The organism is Luteolibacter sp. (genome assembly GCF_058122085.1).
Window position 1 is genome coordinate 13,732 of record NZ_JBIKBQ010000038.1, and the last position, 17,173, is coordinate 30,904.

General features: G+C 61.2%; 18 protein-coding genes. 9 read left to right on the forward strand and 9 right to left on the reverse strand.

Going from position 1 to position 17,173, the window contains the following annotated elements:
• Positions 1-5 precede the first annotated feature (5 nt).
• A complete protein-coding gene (locus tag AC4DF4_RS07530) occupies positions 6-746 on the forward strand; it encodes a hypothetical protein (RefSeq protein WP_490047503.1) in 741 nt (246 codons plus the stop codon).
• On the opposite strand, the gene AC4DF4_RS07535 is transcribed toward AC4DF4_RS07530, so the two are convergent.
• Positions 743-1,060: an ArsR/SmtB family transcription factor gene (locus AC4DF4_RS07535; protein ID WP_490047504.1), complete on the reverse strand. Its 318-nt coding sequence runs from the start codon at positions 1,058-1,060 to the stop codon at positions 743-745. The genes AC4DF4_RS07530 and AC4DF4_RS07535 overlap by 4 nt on opposite strands.
• A gap of 78 nt (positions 1,061-1,138) precedes the next feature.
• Between AC4DF4_RS07535 and AC4DF4_RS07540 the strand changes: the two genes are divergently transcribed.
• From AC4DF4_RS07540 to AC4DF4_RS07550, 3 genes are read left to right on the forward strand one after another with little or no spacing between them, the layout of a single operon-like run.
• A complete protein-coding gene (locus AC4DF4_RS07540) occupies positions 1,139-1,690 on the forward strand; it encodes a rhodanese-like domain-containing protein (protein ID WP_490047505.1) in 552 nt (183 codons plus the stop codon).
• 18 nt (positions 1,691-1,708) lie between these two features.
• Positions 1,709-3,121, forward strand: a complete 1,413-nt coding sequence (locus tag AC4DF4_RS07545) for an MBL fold metallo-hydrolase (protein WP_490047506.1) — start codon at positions 1,709-1,711, stop codon at positions 3,119-3,121.
• Positions 3,118-3,858, forward strand: a complete 741-nt coding sequence (locus AC4DF4_RS07550; RefSeq protein WP_490047507.1) for a sulfite exporter TauE/SafE family protein — start codon at positions 3,118-3,120, stop codon at positions 3,856-3,858. The genes AC4DF4_RS07545 and AC4DF4_RS07550 overlap by 4 nt, the downstream gene beginning before the upstream one ends.
• Here AC4DF4_RS07550 and AC4DF4_RS07555 read toward each other — a convergent pair.
• On the reverse strand, positions 3,855-4,631 hold the full coding sequence (locus AC4DF4_RS07555) for an MBL fold metallo-hydrolase (protein WP_490047520.1): 777 nt from the start codon (positions 4,629-4,631) through the stop codon (positions 3,855-3,857). The two genes, AC4DF4_RS07550 and AC4DF4_RS07555, sit on opposite strands and share 4 nt — an antisense overlap.
• A gap of 336 nt (positions 4,632-4,967) precedes the next feature.
• On the opposite strand from AC4DF4_RS07555, the gene AC4DF4_RS07560 reads away from it, so the two are divergent.
• A complete protein-coding gene (locus AC4DF4_RS07560) occupies positions 4,968-6,170 on the forward strand; it encodes a S41 family peptidase (protein WP_490047508.1) in 1,203 nt (400 codons plus the stop codon).
• A gap of 104 nt (positions 6,171-6,274) precedes the next feature.
• Here AC4DF4_RS07560 and AC4DF4_RS07565 read toward each other — a convergent pair whose 3' ends face one another.
• Positions 6,275-6,583 (reverse strand): hypothetical protein, encoded by a 309-nt coding sequence (locus tag AC4DF4_RS07565; protein ID WP_490047509.1) that lies wholly within the window; start codon positions 6,581-6,583, stop codon positions 6,275-6,277.
• A gap of 497 nt (positions 6,584-7,080) precedes the next feature.
• Between AC4DF4_RS07565 and AC4DF4_RS07570 the strand changes: the two genes are divergently transcribed.
• A complete protein-coding gene (locus tag AC4DF4_RS07570; protein WP_490047510.1) occupies positions 7,081-8,430 on the forward strand; it encodes a replication-associated recombination protein A in 1,350 nt (449 codons plus the stop codon).
• 177 nt (positions 8,431-8,607) lie between these two features.
• Here AC4DF4_RS07570 and AC4DF4_RS07575 read toward each other — a convergent pair whose 3' ends face one another.
• From AC4DF4_RS07575 to AC4DF4_RS07600, 6 genes are all read right to left on the reverse strand, one after another.
• Complete coding sequence (locus AC4DF4_RS07575; RefSeq protein ID WP_490047511.1) at positions 8,608-9,300, reverse strand: YwaF family protein; 693 nt, start codon at positions 9,298-9,300, stop codon at positions 8,608-8,610.
• An 11-nt stretch (positions 9,301-9,311) separates the two neighbouring features.
• Complete coding sequence (locus AC4DF4_RS07580) at positions 9,312-10,559, reverse strand: M16 family metallopeptidase (protein WP_490047512.1); 1,248 nt, start codon at positions 10,557-10,559, stop codon at positions 9,312-9,314.
• The gene (ispD, locus tag AC4DF4_RS07585) at positions 10,556-11,680 is read right to left on the reverse strand and encodes a 2-C-methyl-D-erythritol 4-phosphate cytidylyltransferase (protein WP_490047513.1); all 1,125 of its coding nucleotides are present in this window, start codon (positions 11,678-11,680) and stop codon (positions 10,556-10,558) included. Before ispD ends, AC4DF4_RS07580 begins: the two co-directional genes overlap by 4 nt.
• Positions 11,587-12,144, reverse strand: coding sequence for a hypothetical protein (locus tag AC4DF4_RS07590; protein ID WP_490047514.1), 558 nt, complete (start codon positions 12,142-12,144; stop codon positions 11,587-11,589). The genes ispD and AC4DF4_RS07590 overlap by 94 nt, the downstream gene beginning before the upstream one ends.
• A 271-nt stretch (positions 12,145-12,415) precedes the next feature.
• Positions 12,416-13,321 carry an FKBP-type peptidyl-prolyl cis-trans isomerase gene (locus tag AC4DF4_RS07595; protein ID WP_490047515.1) on the reverse strand — a complete coding sequence of 302 codons (906 nt, stop codon included), beginning with the start codon at positions 13,319-13,321 and terminating at the stop codon, positions 12,416-12,418.
• A gap of 229 nt (positions 13,322-13,550) precedes the next feature.
• A complete protein-coding gene (locus AC4DF4_RS07600) occupies positions 13,551-14,072 on the reverse strand; it encodes a hypothetical protein (protein ID WP_490047516.1) in 522 nt (173 codons plus the stop codon).
• Between the two features lie 1,115 nt (positions 14,073-15,187).
• On the opposite strand from AC4DF4_RS07600, the gene AC4DF4_RS07605 reads away from it, so the two are divergent.
• The 3 genes from AC4DF4_RS07605 (at position 15,188) to AC4DF4_RS07615 (ending at position 16,808) form a co-directional block, all read left to right on the forward strand.
• Positions 15,188-15,802, forward strand: a complete 615-nt coding sequence (locus AC4DF4_RS07605; RefSeq protein WP_490047517.1) for a reverse transcriptase domain-containing protein — start codon at positions 15,188-15,190, stop codon at positions 15,800-15,802.
• Positions 15,799-16,137, forward strand: a complete 339-nt coding sequence (locus tag AC4DF4_RS07610; RefSeq protein ID WP_490047518.1) for a hypothetical protein — start codon at positions 15,799-15,801, stop codon at positions 16,135-16,137. The genes AC4DF4_RS07605 and AC4DF4_RS07610 overlap by 4 nt, the downstream gene beginning before the upstream one ends.
• A 176-nt stretch (positions 16,138-16,313) precedes the next feature.
• A complete protein-coding gene (locus tag AC4DF4_RS07615) occupies positions 16,314-16,808 on the forward strand; it encodes a TlpA family protein disulfide reductase (RefSeq protein ID WP_490047519.1) in 495 nt (164 codons plus the stop codon).
• The last annotated feature ends 365 nt before the right edge of the window (positions 16,809-17,173 follow it).

Sequence of the window (17,173 nt, forward strand, 5' to 3'; positions counted from 1 at the left end):
CCGTCGTGCCCCGCATTGTTGAAGAGCCGCCGCCGAGCCGTCCCGCCTATTTCTGGTGGTTGTTGGCGAACGCCCTCGCGCTTTGTTTCGCGATCGTTAGCTGGGCGGTCTGCCTGCACGTGTTCGGGCACCCGGAAATTCCGAGAAACTACGAGATCCTCGGCAAGCTCGGCCGCTCGCCTGTCCTGAAACGCTACACGGTGCTCGATGTCCCTAACGGCAACGCGCTGGCGCCCAAGGAGCTCTACAAGCGCTATTTCGGCTACACCGAGGAGCAGCGGGTCCGCGCCAACTCCCTGCTGATGCGGAACTATCTCACGAACTTCGACCGGCCGCTGCTTCTGAACTACGTCGAGGGCGACTATCAGGTTGGGGAGATCAGGAAGTTGGGCGAGAAGGATTTCTTTGATCCGGGCATCGTCATTCGCGCGCAGGCCTTGGTGAAGCCCGACGACTTCACCAAGCCGATGCCGTATCCGGTTTTCATTGAATACGTCTTTCCGACCCAGCAACCAGGGGTCGCGGGCTCGTTCAAATCCGGCGATATCCTGGAGGTTAAGAAGAGCCCGAATTGCGCGGCGGTCGTCCACATTTCCAAGATCATCCACGAGGACGAACCCGCGCTGCTGCTGACCGTCATCCCCATCGCCTACGGATCTTACCAGATCGGTGATGCCGGATCGTTCCCGATCGAGCCTCCCGTGAAACTCCGGCCAGCGGCGGGGTTCCCGGTGTTCAAGAATTAGAACCTCAACTTGGCGGGTCTCGCCGCGTCCCGGTTGAGCTTGTCGCAAACCAGCGCGCAGAGTTCGAAAACCATCGGCTCGGCGATCGCGTAGAGCACCTGCGTCGCCTGCTTGCGGCGGGTGACTAGCCCCGTGTCGTATAGCAGCTTGAGCTGCTTGGAGACGTTGGCCTGGCTGGTGGGCAGCTGTCCGACAATCTCGGAGACGCTCATCTCGCCGGACTTCAGTTCCTGGATGATCGCCAGCCGCGTGGGCTCGGCAAAGGCCCGGAACAAGGCGGCGACGCGTTCGAGTTGGTCGGCTTTGAGTTTCACGGACAAAGGCGTATCAGATGAAAATAAATGTTGCAAGCATAACTATGTGGCGATATGGCTATTTCACGACTCACGCCAATGAAAATTCAAGCCACACAACTTAACGCCGAAATCCAATCCGGCAAACGCGTTTCCCTCATCGATGTCCGCACGCCCGCCGAGTATGGGGAGGTCCATATCCCCGGTTCGCAACTGATGCCGCTCGACCGGCTGGACGCCGCCGCCGTCAAGTCCGCCTCCAGTGATGACGGGCAGTGCGTGCTCATCTGCCGCAGCGGCAAGCGCGCCGAGCAGGCCTATCAAAAACTCCACGCCGCGGGATGCGGGAATCTCGTCATCCTCGATGGTGGTGTCACGGCATGGGAGAGCGCCGGACTGCCGGTGGAGCGGGGCGCGAAGGCGATGTCGCTGGAGCGCCAGGTGCGCATCGCCGCCGGGTCGCTGGTGCTGCTCGGCGTGATTCTCGGCACCTGGGTGCATCCCGGGTTCTACGGCCTCAGCGCCTTCGTTGGCGCCGGCTTGATCTTCGCCGGCGTCACCGACTGGTGCGGCATGGCGATGGTTCTGGCGAAAATGCCCTGGAACCAGCGCTCCGGCACCAAGTGCGTCGGCAACTCGTGCTCGATCTAACCTCCAACCCCCACCGTCATGTTTCTCCGTCAAATCACCGATTGCGCGCTCGCGCAAAACGCCTATCTCATCGGCTGCCAGCGCACCGGTGAGGCGGTCCTCATTGATCCGGAGCGCGATCTCGACCGCTATTTCCAGGTCGCCGCGGAAAACGACCTGCGCATCACCGCCGTCGCGGACACCCACATCCATGCCGACTACCTGAGCGGCGCCCGCGAGCTGATGGAGCGCCACGGCGTGACCGGCTATCTCTCGGAAGAAGGCGGGCCGGACTGGCAGTTCGAGTGGGCGAAAGGCCGTGCCAACGCCCGTTTTCTCAAACACGGCGACGTCTTCCGCGTCGGAAACATCGAATTCAAGGCGCTTCTAACACCAGGCCACACGCCCGAGCACATGAGCTTTCTCGTCACCGACACTGGCGGCGGCGCGGACGAGCCGATGGCCTTGCTGACCGGCGACTTCATCTTCGTCGGCGACGTCGGTCGTCCTGACTTGTTGGAGAGCGCCGCCGGCCAGGCGGGAGTCATGGAGCCCAGCGCTCGCACGCTTTACGCCAGCCTGCGGGCGACGGCGGACTTGCCGGCGCATCTGCAAATCCTCCCCGCGCACGGTGCGGGCAGCGCTTGCGGCAAGGCGCTCGGCGCGATTCCTAACAGCGTTCTGGGTTACGAAAGGAAATTCAACCCGGCCTTCCGCGAGGCGCTGACCGCCGGCGAGGACAAGTTCGTGAGCGACATCCTCCACGGCCAGCCCGAGCCGCCGCGCTATTTCGCCCGGATGAAGCGCGACAACCGACTCGGTCCCGCGCTTTTGCCGGATGGCAAGCTCCCGGCCCCGAGCCGGATCGATGTGGACGAACTCGACCCGTGGATCGGGCAAAAGGACCGGGTCGTTCTCGACCTGCGGGCGGACCGCGCGGCCTTCGCGGAGAAACATCTGCGTGGCTCGCTTTTCGCGCCGATGCCGGGCGGCAAGCTGCCCGTCGCCGCCGGATCTTATGTCGATGAAGCCGCCCGCATCCTGCTGGTCTTGGAAAACGAGGCGCAGCTGGATGAAGCGGTGCGGCAGTTGGTCCGCATCGGGCTGGAACGGGTGGAAGCGTGGATTCCTGCAAACGAAGCTCTATCCGCCAGCGGTCTCGTTTCCAGCTATCCGAGAATTTCCACGCGGGAGCTTCAGGCCGGCAAGCACGTGCTCGACGTGCGCGGGGCGGATGAGTTCGCCGCTGGCCACGTCGTCGGCGCGAAGAACATCGCCTACACCCGGCTCGCCGCGCGGCTCGATGAAGTGCCGTCGGGTTCGCCGCTGTTCGTTCATTGCGGCAGCGGCCTCCGGGCCGGCATCGCCGCCGCCTACCTGGCCAGCCAGGGCCGCGATGTCGTGCACGTCGATGGCGGTTATGCTGAAATCCATGCGGAGCTGAAATCATGAACGCCCTGGCGCTGCTAGGTACCGTCGGCATCGGGCTCGCGCTCGGCCTAACGGGTTCGGGCGGCAGCATCCTGACCTTGCCGGTGCTGGTCTATCTCGCCGGGATTCCGCCGCGCGATGCGGTGGGGCTCAGTCTGCTCATCGTCGGCGCGGCGGCGCTGGCCGGCGCCTGGCAGCGCGCGAGGGCGGGGGAGGTATATTTCAAAGCCGCCGGCATGTTCGCGCTTTCCGGCATGGTGGGCGCGGTGTTCGGCGCGAAATTGACGCCCTTGGTTCCGCCTGCGGTAATCATGCTTTCCTTCGCCGGACTGATGATCGTGTTAGGAATCCGGATGCTGGTGCCGCGGAAATCCCTGCTTCAGCCGGAGCCGGAGTGCCACCCTGCGCGATGCCTGCTCGCGGGCGCGGGAGTCGGGGTTCTCACCGGATTTCTCGGCGTGGGCGGCGGTTTCCTGCTGATGCCCGCGCTGGTGAAATTCGCGCGCCTGCCGATCCGCGTGGCCACCGGCACCTCGCTCGCCATCATCGCGGCCAATTCCGCGTCGGGATTTGTCAGCCATCTTGGCGACGCTCCCACGCCTTGGTTGCTGGCGGCGGTCTTCTCGTTGATCGCGGTGGCCGGGGTTTTGGCGGGCGGGAAAATCTCGTCGCGGGTTCCGGAAAGAACCTTGCGGCTTGCGTTCGCGGGGCTGGTGTTGCTCACCGCCGCTTTCGTGGTCTGGCAGACGTTCCCTTAAAATTGAAACCAATCCGTCGGCTCGTGCTGGCCCGCGCAGTGCAGGCCGACGTGGCCGTGTCCGAGCTCCGCGAGGCAGTTCCGGAGCATGGATAGAATGGTCTCCGGCGTGTTGCAGTCCGAGCTCAAGTGGCCGAGCACCACCCGCCCGAGCGCCGGGTGGGAAATGTCGCGGATCAACTCGGTGACCTGGCCGTTCGACAAATGCCCGTGCCGCGAACTGATCCGTTGTTTGATCGACCACGGCCGCTTGGTGTCCGCCTCCAGCAGGCCTTCGTCGTAGTTGGCCTCCACGAAAATCCCGTCCAGCCCGCGCAGCCGTTCGGTCATGCTGCGGGTGACGAACCCCGCGTCTGATAGGAATCCCAGCCGCCGCGTGTCGTGCCCGACCACGAAGCCCACCGGGTCCACCGCGTCATGCTGGATCGCGAAGGTCTCCACCGCGATGCCGCCGATGGCGAACACCTGGCCCGCTTCGAAAAATTTCCACGTCCCGCCCTCGATCCCGGACTCCCGCACCACTCTCGCGGTGGCCGGCGTGGTGAACACCGGCACCGGGTTCTGTTTGAGGAAAACCTTCAGCCCGCGGACGTGATCGCCGTGCTCGTGGGTGAGCAAGATCCCGTCGAGCGACGCGGGGTCGATTCCCACCTGTTGGAGCCGCAGCGACAACTGCTTCGCGCTCAGTCCCGCGTCGATCATCAGCCGCAGCCCGCCGCACTCGACGACCGCCGCATTTCCCCCGCTCCCGCTGCCAAGCACTGCAAATCGCATCACGCGCGAGACCATGCAGGGCCGGGTCAAATCAAGCCATGAAAAAAGAAGACCGCTGTGCCGTCCTTGGCGCTGTGAGCCACGTTCCGTAAACTCAATAAGTGGGGTCGTCCAATGGTTTTCCGTCTTCCTGAAAAGGCGTGACATCGTCCATCGGAAGATGACCCCGGTTCAATCATATCGGTTCGGGCCAGCTACCAAAATAGTCGTACACAGCAGTCGGGAGGAGACTACTCCGAGCCCGCTTTCCCGCAACCGAAATTATTTTAAAAATCCCTGGCGGCGGCCGATCATTTTTCTCTATCGCCCGCCGCTGCAAATGTTACCTCTGCGGCCATGAAATTCGTCTGCTTGCTTTGCGGGATCAGCTCGGTCGCTTTCGCCGCGCCGCCGGATCCCGACGAGGCGGTTTATCCGGCGATCGAGCGTTTCGTGGAAGTCCTCGAAGCGGTCCGCAAGCGCCACCCGGATGCGGACCGGCTGGCTTACGACCGGCTCGTCAACCACGCGCTCGAAGGAATGCTCGCCAGCCTCGATCCGCACTCTTCGTTCATCCACCCGGAAATGGCTCGGCAGATGCAGGAGAAAAAGGATCTCAATCCGGAACTGCCGTCGCTCGGGATGACCCTCGGTTTGCGCGATGACGGGCCTTACATCGCGGCCGTTTCACCGCTGGGCGCGGCGGCGCTTGCCGGCGTTTTACCCGGCTCGGGGCTGTTGGAAATCGACGGGCGGAAAACCCAGGGCGTGGATTTTTCCGAGTTGCTCGGACCGCTGCGCCGTGCCGCGGGCGAGACCACCCGTTTTTTGCTCAAGTCGCCGGCCGCCCCTCAACCGTTCGAGGTCGCGCTCGTTCATCGAGTGGTGGAGCAGCGCTCGGTCGCCGAGTCGAAGATCTGGAACAAGCAAAGCGGGACCGGCTACGTCCGCCTGGCGACTTTCGGCAGCGGCTGCGCTCGTGAAATGGAAGCCGCCCTCGACGAACTCGAAGACAGCGGCATGAAATTCCTGGTCCTCGATCTCCGCGAAAACGGCGGCGGCGATTTGAACGAAACCGTGAAAATCCTCGGCCTCTTCCTGCCGCCCGACACCGCCGTGGTCACCACCCGCGGCCGGGACGGGGAGTCGGCGGAACCGCTGAAAACCCCGGACCGCCAACGCCGGAAGCGTGACTATCCGCTCGTCGTCCTGCTCGACCGGATGTCCGCCTCCGCCTCGGAACTCACCGCCGGCGCGCTCCAGGATTTGAAGCGCGCCACCGTCGTCGGCGAGGTCAGCTACGGCAAGGGCTCCGTGCAGAACATCATCCCGCTGGGCGGCGGCACGGCGTTGCGGTTGACCATCGCCACCTATCACACGCCATCGGGAAACACCCCGCACCGCAAGGGGATCACGCCGGATGTCGCGGTGGTCATCGACGACACGGGCCGCGCGAATTTCGCCAAACGCTGCCAGATCGACGCGCTGAATCCTGACGAACGCAAAATTGTCGAGGCGTGGGAGGATCCGGTGATCGCCGCTGCGGTCAGGGTTTTCTAGCGGGCGGGGATGAATCGTTCCGATGTCTGGCGGAGGATCGCCATCCAGACTCGGCGACCGGTGATCGCCGCTACAGTCCAATGCCTTTACGAATCCTTTGACGCTCAGCCCGCTCTTTTCAGCCCAGTGGATGACTGCGGCTCTTCGGCGTAGTTCAAACGGTTCCTCTCCAGTCGGCGACTTGGTCGGGCAGCCTTTCTGGCCACGCCGGGAGAGATGTTGGATTTTGAATGCTCGGAGGTTTCCGTTCCGGTGAGGTCTTCTTGGATGCTTGCCTCCGGCGGGCTGGGCGACCGGTGATCGCCGCCACGCTGATACTCCGGGCGGAGGTAGCGGATGAGGCCGCGCTTTTCCTCGGCGGCGCACTCGTGGTTGAGAGCGACGAGACGGGTGAGTAGCGTAGCGGCGATCACCGGTCGCCGCGAGCCAAGATGAAGGCGGAGTGACGTGGGAATGCCGGAATAGGCGTGGAGAGTGCCGAAATGGCCGTTGCGAAGGCCGACCGGGGCGATGCGAGGAGACCGGAAGGATTGATAGAAGGGATGGACGTCTCGTCCCCGCGCATGGACAAAAGAAAAGCGCGCGTTGGATATCCCCCCGGATCTCGCAACGCGCGCTTTTTTCAGAGCCACTCGGCTTTGTCCTGTTCGGTTGACGTCCCCCCGGAAATCAAAAACGAACTTGTGTGGACTCGGCGTCTTGGCTGAGAGCTCCTCGGTGCCGAAGCGCCTCAGAACGAAATCAAATTGCCTGAAAATCAGGATAACGAAAGCTTTAGATGGTCCCAAAACCGGCCATAAGCGATGAAATCGGGGTTTGAAGTTAAGGAAACTTGGAAATTTGGAAATCGAAGGGAGGAATATGGGCTGGAATGGCGGGCGGTCCGCGGCGATGTTGCCGGACCGCCGCCGTGTCCGACCTTTTCACCACCCCCGCCGCCCTGACCGACAAGCCGAACCCCGCCGAACCGCTGGCGGCGCGGATGCGGCCGCGCTCGCTTGAAGAGGTGGCCGGCCAGCAGCACATCCTCGCGCCGGGGAAACTGCTGCGGCGGGCGATCGAGTCGGACCGCTTCACCTCGCTGATTTTTTACGGGCCGCCCGGCACCGGGAAAACCACGCTCGCCAGCGTGATCGCGCGGACGACCGGCTCGCGGTTTGAATCGCTCAACGGCGTGGAATCCAACGTCGCGGAGATCCGGGCGAAGATCGACCAAGCGCGGACCTGGCGCGACTTGCGCGGCGAGACGACCATCCTTTTCATCGACGAGATCCACCGTTTTAACAAAGCCCAGCAGGACGTGCTGCTGCCGCACATCGAGCGGGGAGTCGTCAGGTTCATCGGCGCGACGACGCACAACCCGTATTTCCACGTGAACTCGCCGCTGGTCTCGCGGTCGCAGATTTTCCAGCTCGAGCCGGTGCCGGTGGATGACGTCATCGGCGTCCTCGAACGCGCTCTATCCGACGTGGAGCGCGGCCTGGGCGCATACCAGGTGGTCGCCGCCCCCGAAGCGTTGCGGCACTTGTCGGAGAAATCCGACGGTGACGTTAGAAAGGCGTTGAGCGCGCTGGAGCTGGCGGTCCTAACGACCCCCGATGACGACGGCGCGGTGCGCCTGACCCTGGCGGTGGCCGAGGAATCCATCCAGCGCAAGGCGGTGGTTTACGATGCCCACGGCGACGCGCACCACGACACGATTTCCGCCTTCATCAAGTCGATCCGCGGCTCCGATCCGGACGCCGCGCTCTACTGGCTGGCGAAGATGCTGCACGCCGGCGAGGACCCGCGTTTCATCTCGCGGCGGCTGGTGATCTCCGCCTCGGAGGACATCGGCCTAGCCGATTCCAACGCGCTGCGGGTGGCGATGGACGCGCACGCGGCTTTCGAATTCATCGGCATGCCGGAGGGCCGGATTCCGCTGGCGCACGCCACCGTCTATCTGGCGACCGCGCCGAAATCCAACACCGCCTACGCCGCGCTGGGCCGGGCGATGGACGACGTGGAAAACGGCCGCACGCTCGCCGTGCCGGTGCATTTGCGGACGAACACCCGCAAGAAACTCGCCGCGGCATCCGGCGAGCCCGAGGAGTCAATGCGGTATCTTTACGCCCATGATTACGAGGGTGCCCACATTCCACAGGCTTATTTGCCGGAGGGGAAAGTTTACTATCAACCCGGCGACCAGGGCATGGAGAAACGCATCCGGGAGCGCCTGGATTTCTGGCGGAATTCGATGGGCGACGGATCGTCGGCATGAAGACGAGGTTGAGTGTCACGGAAACGGGTGGTCAGCAGCAAGGAAGGGCGGAATCCGTCCGCCCATGTGCATGAGGTGATCATGAGCTGAGGGAAGCCGCCAAGCATGGGCTATCCATGCGCCCGGCGGTCGGATACCGCCGTTCCTTGGGGGCGAGTTGCACCCGATCCTGTTCTGTCACTTTCCGGGTCGTTTTGCGAACGGCAGCACGAGCAGGAAATAGAACAGCAGCGCGATTGCGAACATCGAGCACAGATACCAGGGCCACGGGCCGAGGTGGTCGATCAGGCTGGGGTTGTCCGGCGGGCGCGAGGCGAAGCCGAAATTGCTGCCCAGCACGCCGTTCACCGACATCGCCATGCCGAGGTAGCCGAGCGACCAGCCGGAGATGACGAGCGGGCTTTTCCAAACCGGCTGCGGCGGACGCCAGCCTTCCACCAGCGGCAGATAGAGTGCGGCGGTGACCACCGCGAAGTGATGGATGAAAAACATGGCGAAGGGCGGATGCGGAAATCCGACGGTGATCGCCGGGGTGATGAGCGCCTGCAAGGTCGCTGCAAGCCCCCAGAAATACGTCAGCGCGCAGAGCAGCGGGCGCTTGGTGATCAAGGCGAAGCCCGCCGTGATCGCCGCGATGTCGCAGAGATGCAGCGGCAGAATGTTGTCGATGGATTTCGGCGCGTCCAACGATAGCCACGCCGCCTGGCCGAGCGGATAGGCGCTCAGGTTGAGGAAGGCCAGCAGCGCGGTCGCGAGGTTCCGTTGATTTCCCCCGCGTTTTCCGACGAGGAGGAACGCGGTTGCAGCAACCACGCCGATGCCGAGCGCGACGAAGTGCTCTTGCGTGAACGGGTGGAAGGAATGCGGCACGGGAATATTTTCTATCCATCGGATTCCAGCCCGCCGATCTCGGCCATGGCAGGTTCGCGGCCGAGGAAAACCTCGCGGGCGATGGCTTGCACGTCGGCGTCCGTCACCGCCATGACCTTGGCCCGCCAGTCCAGGGGCGCGGGGATGTGGCCGAAGTCGAGCAGGCCCTCGCCCGCCCAGCCGGCGTGGGAGCCGGTCGTCTCGAAGGCGAGCTTGCTTTGGGCGATGGTCAGGCGTTTCGCCCGGTCGAGCTCGCCGGGGCGCGGGCCGTTAGCCACAAGGTCGTCGATTTCACGGCGGATGCAGGCGAGCGCCTCGTCGCGCGATTCCGGGTCGAGTCCGGCGCTGATTTCGAAGGCTCCGGTCTCGTCGAAGAAGGTCACGTCGCTGCTGATCTGATAGCAAAGCCCGCGTTCCTCGCGCAGTTCGAGAAACAGTCGCGAACTCGCGGTTTCGCCCAGCATCATGCTCAGCATCCGCAGTGCGTGGCGGGATTCCGAGAGCCGGCCAGGCGTGTGCCAGGCGAGCGCGAGCTGGAGCTGGTCGGTTTCCCGCGCCTCCGCGATCGTCTGCGGGACCGCTGTCGTCCGGTCGAACGGGACCGCTTTGTCCGGCGCGTGGAATTCCTTCGGCAGGTGCGGCGAAACCATCGCCATCACCTCGTCCAGAGTGAACGGACCGGCAGCGGCGATGACCACGTCGTTGCGGAAATGGTGGCGGTTGCGGAAATCCATTAGAACTTCACGGTCGATTTTCGCGATCGATTCCAGCGAGCCGGAAATCGCGTTCCCCAGTGGGTGGCCGCCCCATAAGGCGCTCGAAATAAGATCGCCGATGTGGTCCGCCGGCGCTTCCCGATACATCGTGATTTCCTCGCCGATGACCTCGCGCTCCAGCCCGATTTCCGGCTCGGGAAACGTCGCGTGCCAGACCATGTCGGATAGAACGTCGGCGAGCAGCGGCATCAGGTCCGCCTCGCCGTGGCCTTCGTAAACCGTCTGGTCCTCCGAGGTGCAGGCGTTGAGTTGTCCGCCCGCGTTTTCGATTTCAAAACTCAGCTCGCGCGCGCTGCGGCGGACGGTGCCTTTGAAAACCATGTGCTCAACGAAGTGGGCGAGACCGGCCGGCAGGTTCCATTCGTCACGGCTGCCTGCGGGGATGTAGATCGAGAGTGCCGCGCACTCGGAGTCCGCCACCGTCGCGACCGCCAGCCGTGGTCCGCCGGGAATTTGCCGCCATTCGTAGATTGCCTTGCTCATCGTAAAAGTGCTTCCGCCAGCGCGAGATCCGCGGGGGTGGTGATTTTCAAATTCGGCTGGATCGACTCGATGAATTTCACCTGCACGCCGATGGCTTCCATGGCCGAGACTTCATCCGTCACCGCCAGGCCTTGCGCCGCCACCGCCTCGTAGGCCTCCAACAGCAGCGGGACATCGAAGACCTGCGGGGTTTCCATGAACCAGAGATTCTCCCGCGAAACCGCGCCCGCGCTGAAGTCCGCCGCGTCGGAGCGCTTCAAGGTTTCCGTCACGCGTCGGGCGAGGGCGGCCGCGCGGAATTCAACCGCCGCCGCCACACAGCGGTCGATGTCCGCGGCCGCGACCAGCGGCCGCGCGCCGTCATGCACCGCGACGAGGTCCGTTTGCGCTGATAGGGCGGCCAGCCCGGCCACCACGGAATCCTGCCGGTCCGTGCCGCCGTCCACGCGTCTGACAGGTTTGGAAAACCCGCCGCCCACCAGTTCCCAGCGTTCCGCAGGACAAACGACCACGATCTCCGCGATGGAATCCGCGGCGAGAAACGCGTTGAGCGTCCGCCGCAAGACCGGGATTCCGGCCAGCGGCGAGGCGAGCTTGTCGAAGCCCATCCGCCGGCTCGAACCCGCCGCCACGAGGATCGCGGAACAATTGCGGGTGAGGGAAGCGGCTGCCATGCGCGGAGATGTAACAGCCTGTCCCGCGCCGCGGAAAGAGCCAACTGCCAAGAAATTGCTTTTGAAACGGGCTCCGACTGCGGATCGGAGCTTGAAGAACTGCTCCCATTCCTTGCGCGGCGGAGCGCCGGCCAGCAGCTCGTTGGCGACCTTGTGGTTGGTGATCTGTTTGGAGGCGGGATCGAAGACCAGCTTCGCGTTCACCCGCAGGGCGAGGACTCCGAGCGCCATCGACTGGCAAAGCGGACCGGCCACCGCGAACGATGAGCGGCAGGTTTCCTGGCCCTTGCAGGCGAGCAGGAAATTCTTGAAATGGTTGGACGGGCTTTTCGGAATTTCCGGCAGGCTCGACTTCATCTCAGCGGCCTTGGGGCCGAGGATCTGCAGGGTGCTGGCGAGGTCTCCGCCGTAAATGACCTTGCCGGGTGGCCGCGCCTTGGTTTCCACCTTCCGGTGGATGGCGGCGGGATGTCGCTGTCCACGACCGCCGCACCGATGTTTTCCGGCAGGGACGGCAGGTTTTTCACGCCGTCATACCATGTGAGTTTCACCGGCGGCATCGCGCCGCGCGCGGGGAACCGGAAGGCGAGCGTGGACGCCTGCGGGAAAATGAACGGGCTGTGGCCTTCCAGCAGCAACGGGTCCACCTCCGTCGGCAGGCCGAGATTGAGAAACTGGTGGGCGGTGTCGAAGATGTGCGCGCCCCACTCGCCGAGCGCGCCGTTGCCGAAGTCATACCACGAGCGCCACTCGCCGTTGATGTATCCCTTGTTGTATTCGTGAAATTGCGCCGTCGCCAGCCAGGTGTCCCAGTCGAGGGTGTCCGGGACGGGCTGCTTCGGCAGATAGTCGGAAACCTTCATGCCGTGCCAGCGCCGCGGGTTGTTCATGAAGGCTGTGATCTTGGTCACGTCCCATTCGCGTCAGGTTAAGGCTAGGATGCCTGATTCCACAGGGGATTTCCGGGTTCGCTTGTCCCGTTGAACGTGCCTCGAATCCGGATTAAAGGCGGCAGAATCCTCAAGATTGCGGGATTTTATGAGATGGACCGCTAGCAGGTCGTAGAGCTTTTCATAACTCAGTCTCGCTCGCCCGACTAGACTTCCTATCCTCTGCGCGATCTTCATGCCGAGCTGGTGGGCGATCATCCCGGCTAATACAAGCGCTTGGATGTGATGTTCGTTACTCTTGCTTCTTTTCGTCGGTCTTCGGCGCACCGCCACCCTCTTGCTTGTGCGGAGGGGCGGAAATAGGCGGCGATACGGCGACGGCGGGTTTCTTCGGCGGTGCGTTGGGATTGACCGGGGCGGCGCCGGAAGGGGCGACCGTAACAGGAGGGGTGACGGCGCTGGTGGCCTTGGAGATCTCGACAAGTTCGATCTCGAAGACGAGGACGGAACTCGGCTCGATCACGGGGCCGCGCTGCTTGTCTCCATAACCGAGGCTCGGGGGAACGAAAAGTTTCCACTTCGAACCCATGGCCATCAGCGGGAGGGCCTCCTGCCAGCCCGGCACCACGCCGCTCACAGGAAACTCCCGCGGCTGTCCGCGGGAATCATCAAAGACGGTGCCGTTGATGAGCTGGCCCTTGTAAATCGCCTTCACCTTGTCGGTCTTTACCGGCTTCGGGCCATTGCCTTCCTTGATCACCTGATACTGCAGGCCGCTGGCGGTGGTGATGACACCTTCCTTCTTGCCGTTCTCGGCAAGGAATTCCCCCGCGAGCTTGGTGTTCTTCTTGGCGAGTTCGGCCTGCTTCTTCTCCATTTTGACGCGAAGTTCGTTCTGGAAGGCGGTCATGATTTTCTGCTGCTCTTCCTGCGAATATTTAGGTTCTGTGCCGGCGAGCGCTTCCTTGATGCCGTCGATCAGGTTGTCCAGGCTGGCATCAACGCTGTTCGTTCGCAATTTCTGGCCGAGGTCGGCACCGATGATGTAGCTCACGGCAATCATGTCGACCGGTTCTGCCGGTGCGGTCGCGGGCGGGTTGGCGGGTGCCGGAGGTGCCGGTGGTGGGGTGTTCTGGGCAAACAAGGCGCTGCCGAAGAGGGGAAGGAGGATGCTGGTTAAAACGCGGATCTTGTGCATGGTGGTGATGGTTACAGGTGATCGTCGGGGGTGCTTCGAGCGCAGACATTAAATCCGCCGCGTTGCGAGTCAAGCGGTTCGTGCTTGCGGTTCAGTCTGTGAAACCCGAATCTTCCACGGCGAGGAATTTAGCCGAATGCGGGCACTTGCGCCCGATGCCGGGGGCCGGACCGGCCTTCTGGCAGGCGGAGCAGGCGGGCATCTTTCTGGGCACCTCCGGGACCCGGCCTCAGCGCACCCGCCCTAACAGACACGGCGGCAGGGTTTTTTGGATTTCGCGGCAAATGCGGACCTGCTCCTCGTTCTTTTTGAGCAGCGGGAAAATTCCCACCTTGATCGGTGCCATGCGCGGGACGAAGCGGAGGATGGTGCGGACGTCCTCCTTGCCTTTCTCGTCGGTTAGAGTTTCCTCGTCGAAGGCCTCGCAAATCAGCGCGAGCACCGTGCGGTCGCAGCCGGCGGACGGCTCGACGACGTGCGGCAGGAATTTTTCCTTGGTCTCCTCATCGAAATACACGAGCGACTTGCCGGCGCCCTTTTCATGCACGCCGAGGTCGTAGTCGGTGCGATAGGCCACGCCTTCGAGTTCCTGGATGCCGAAGGGAAACTCGTATTCGATGTCGTAGGTCTTTTTCGAATAGAACGCGCGCTCGCCATCCGGCACATCAAGGATATGGAGTTTTTCGAGCGGGATGCCGATCTCGCCATAGAACTTGAGCCGCTCTTCGAGCCATTCGTCAGTGAGGCGCATGCCGTCGTCCGGGTGGCAGCCCCCCCCTTTTTTTTCCCGCCCTCCGGTCCACCCATGAGCTTTCTCAACGGCCTTCACCCCAAAAGCAATTTCCTTGGCGCCAGCCAAAGCCCTGAGAGACGGGGATGGCGCTCGTAAACCAAAACCATGAACCGAAAGGAGAACGTCAAACTAACGAGCGACTGAAAGACTTTATTGAAACCCGGCGGGAACCAACCCGCCCGGAAAGGGCTGACCACCCACCGGAAGCGAGCCTTGGTCGGCGTCCAGAAATGGCGTCTCCAAGCGTAGGCAGCAGGTCGTAAAGCCGTGTGATTGAGCCTCGAAATGCTTATTGACGGGGGAGCCTTCGTGTTAGGAATAGCGGAGGCAACACCGAAGCGCCGCAATGGTCTGGCGTGGAGGTCCGCCCGGGGTCTGAGGGCAGGGCAGAGCGATAAATAGGGTTTCCAGGGAAGCTGGGAGAGCCTCCTGTTTCCACGACATCAGCCGGATTTGGATCACACCGGCTCAACAAGATCCTGGATCATTGGCGTGCTTCTCGCCAGTGGTCGCCAAGAAAGAGGAAGCAAGCGTGGTATCAGACGCCGAGCGGAATGCGAAGGCGCGAGAGATGGACAGAGGCAGTCTTAGTATCTTCATAGTAGCGGTTGAAAGCAGGGAATGGAAGCGCAGCGGACATAGAGTCCCCGGAGGCGAGCCCCGCGAGGGGTGAGCGCAGCGAATCAAACCATCCCGAGGAAGCCTGTGAGTAGCAAAGGAGGATACCGGGGTTGTGGACCCGTTGTCGGAAACACCATTTGAAACACAGAGATCATGAAAAGCGTGTCAACCAGAAGACAACGGATAGTATTGGCAGCGCAGAAGTTTCGGCAGGAGCCGTTGACTGCGTTGAGCCACCATATGGATCTGAACTGGATGTGCGAAGCCTACCGTCAAGTGCGCAAGAACGCCGCGACGGGAATCGACGGTCAGACAGTCGCCCAATACGGTGAGAACCTCGTGGAGAATCTGCGGGACCTGCAAACTCGGGCCAAGAGCGGCAGCTACCAAGCACCGCCGGTCAAGCGCGCATACGTCCCCAAGAACAGCTCAGTAACATCTATCTGCACGAGGTGCTGGACAAATGGTTCGTGGAATCAGTTCAGTCCGCATGTCAGGGGAGAACCTTCATGGTGCGATATGCCGATGACTTTGTCATGGGCTTCGAGCGATTGGAGGATGTCCATAAAGTCCAGCGGGTGATCGCGAAGCGGTTTGCTCGTTTCGGGCTGAAGATCAATACTGAGAAAACGCGGTTGGTGCGCTTCGGGCGGCCATCGCGGACTGGAGGAGTCGGTGAAAAACCGGAGACCTTCGACTTCCTTGGCTTCACCCATTACTGGGGGAGGTCACAGAAGGGCAATCAGGTGGTGATGAAGAAAACCGCCAAGGGGCGGTTCCGACGGACGCTGCAACCGATCAAGGAATGGGGGATGGAACACCGTCACCTGCCCATGAAGGAGCAGCAGCGCAAGCTCAACGAGAAGCTGCGTGGTCATGACGGCTACTACGGAGTCACTGGAAACATCCGCATGCTGTCACGGCTGCGGTATGAAGTGGCAAAGTTGTGGCGTAGGTGGCTACAGCGGCGCAATCGCAGCAGCAGCCCGAACTGGGAACGGTTCCAAGGCATGCTGAGTGTCTTCCCCTTATTTCCTGCTCGCATCATACACTCCAAAATGCAATGAAACCACAACCCCGAGGAACCGGATGCGTTAATTGCGCTCGTCCGGATCAGTGGGGGGCGTCGTCCGGCCTTCGGGTCGGGCGGCCCTATCCCGGAAGCAATTACACCCAGGCGGCGAAGAGCATGGGCATGACAACCCGCGAGGTCATGATGGCCATGAAGGAAGCCGATATGTCGCAAGACCGCTCGCAACTCGCGTTGCAAGGGTTCACGAACATCAAAGCTATGCCCGCCGAGACCATGCGTAAGGTGCGAGAGATCGACCCCAAGCGATACGAGGAGGTGATACAGGCGACGAGACGGCAGGCGTCGCGGGTTGACTTGCGAGATCGGTGAAATAGCCCTCGACACGGTGCGGGTTTTACCACAGGTTCTCCCCGCTGCGCCGCAGCAGCTAGCCATCGAAGGCTGTTTATTTTTACGCAATAAAAGCGGTTGGAAAAGATAAGAAAAAACACAACAAAAAAGGGCATCTGCTCTTGTACCGTGGAATAAATTAAACATTTACACTCATGAAAAAAACGATTGCCCTATTTATTATTTGCTTGATAGTGAGTAATTTAATTGCTCAAGACGAATTTAGTATAGCCAAAGTGGGAGAACAAGTTCCCGAATTTTCAATTACTAAATCAGATGGTAGCGTGTTGAATATTAATGACTTGAAAGGAAAAGTTGTAATGATTAATTTCTTTGCTACTTGGTGTGGACCTTGCGGAATCGAGCTGCCAGAGGTTGAAAAGGAAATCTACAATAAATTTAAAGATAAAAATTTTGTATTGCTGGTGATTGGTCGTAACCATACCTACCCTGAGCTTGAGAAATTCAATACATTTTCATTTCCAATGTATTCAGACCCCAATAGACAAATTTTCGATATGTTTGCCAAACAAAGTATTCCACGAAATTATTTGATTGACAAAGATGGCAAAATTGTACTTGCAACTGTGGGCTACGTTGAAGAGGAATTCAAACAATTTCCGAAAAAAATTGAACAACTTTTAAAATAAACTCGAAAAATTGAACGTGAAATTTGTTGTAAAAAAATTGCTATCTTTTTTTGTTTATTTGTTGTAAGTCAACAGATTACAGCTCAAAATAGGTATGTAGTGCACCGTTTCCTTAGCTTAGTGACTGTGCGTTTGGATTTGATAAGACTTAGTTAGTTGAATGATCCGCCGCAGTTTCTCAGGACCTTTCGTCCAGACAAACGGGCCGCAGGTCTTATTATATTCGCTCACGAAGTCTTTGAGGAACCGGACAAGCTCCTTGTTGGATCGGTGCACGGATTGCTGGAGTCCTTGACGCGTCAAAATCGAGAAAAAACATTCCGCAAGATTTACCCAACTCGCATGAGTGGGTGTATAGTGGAAGC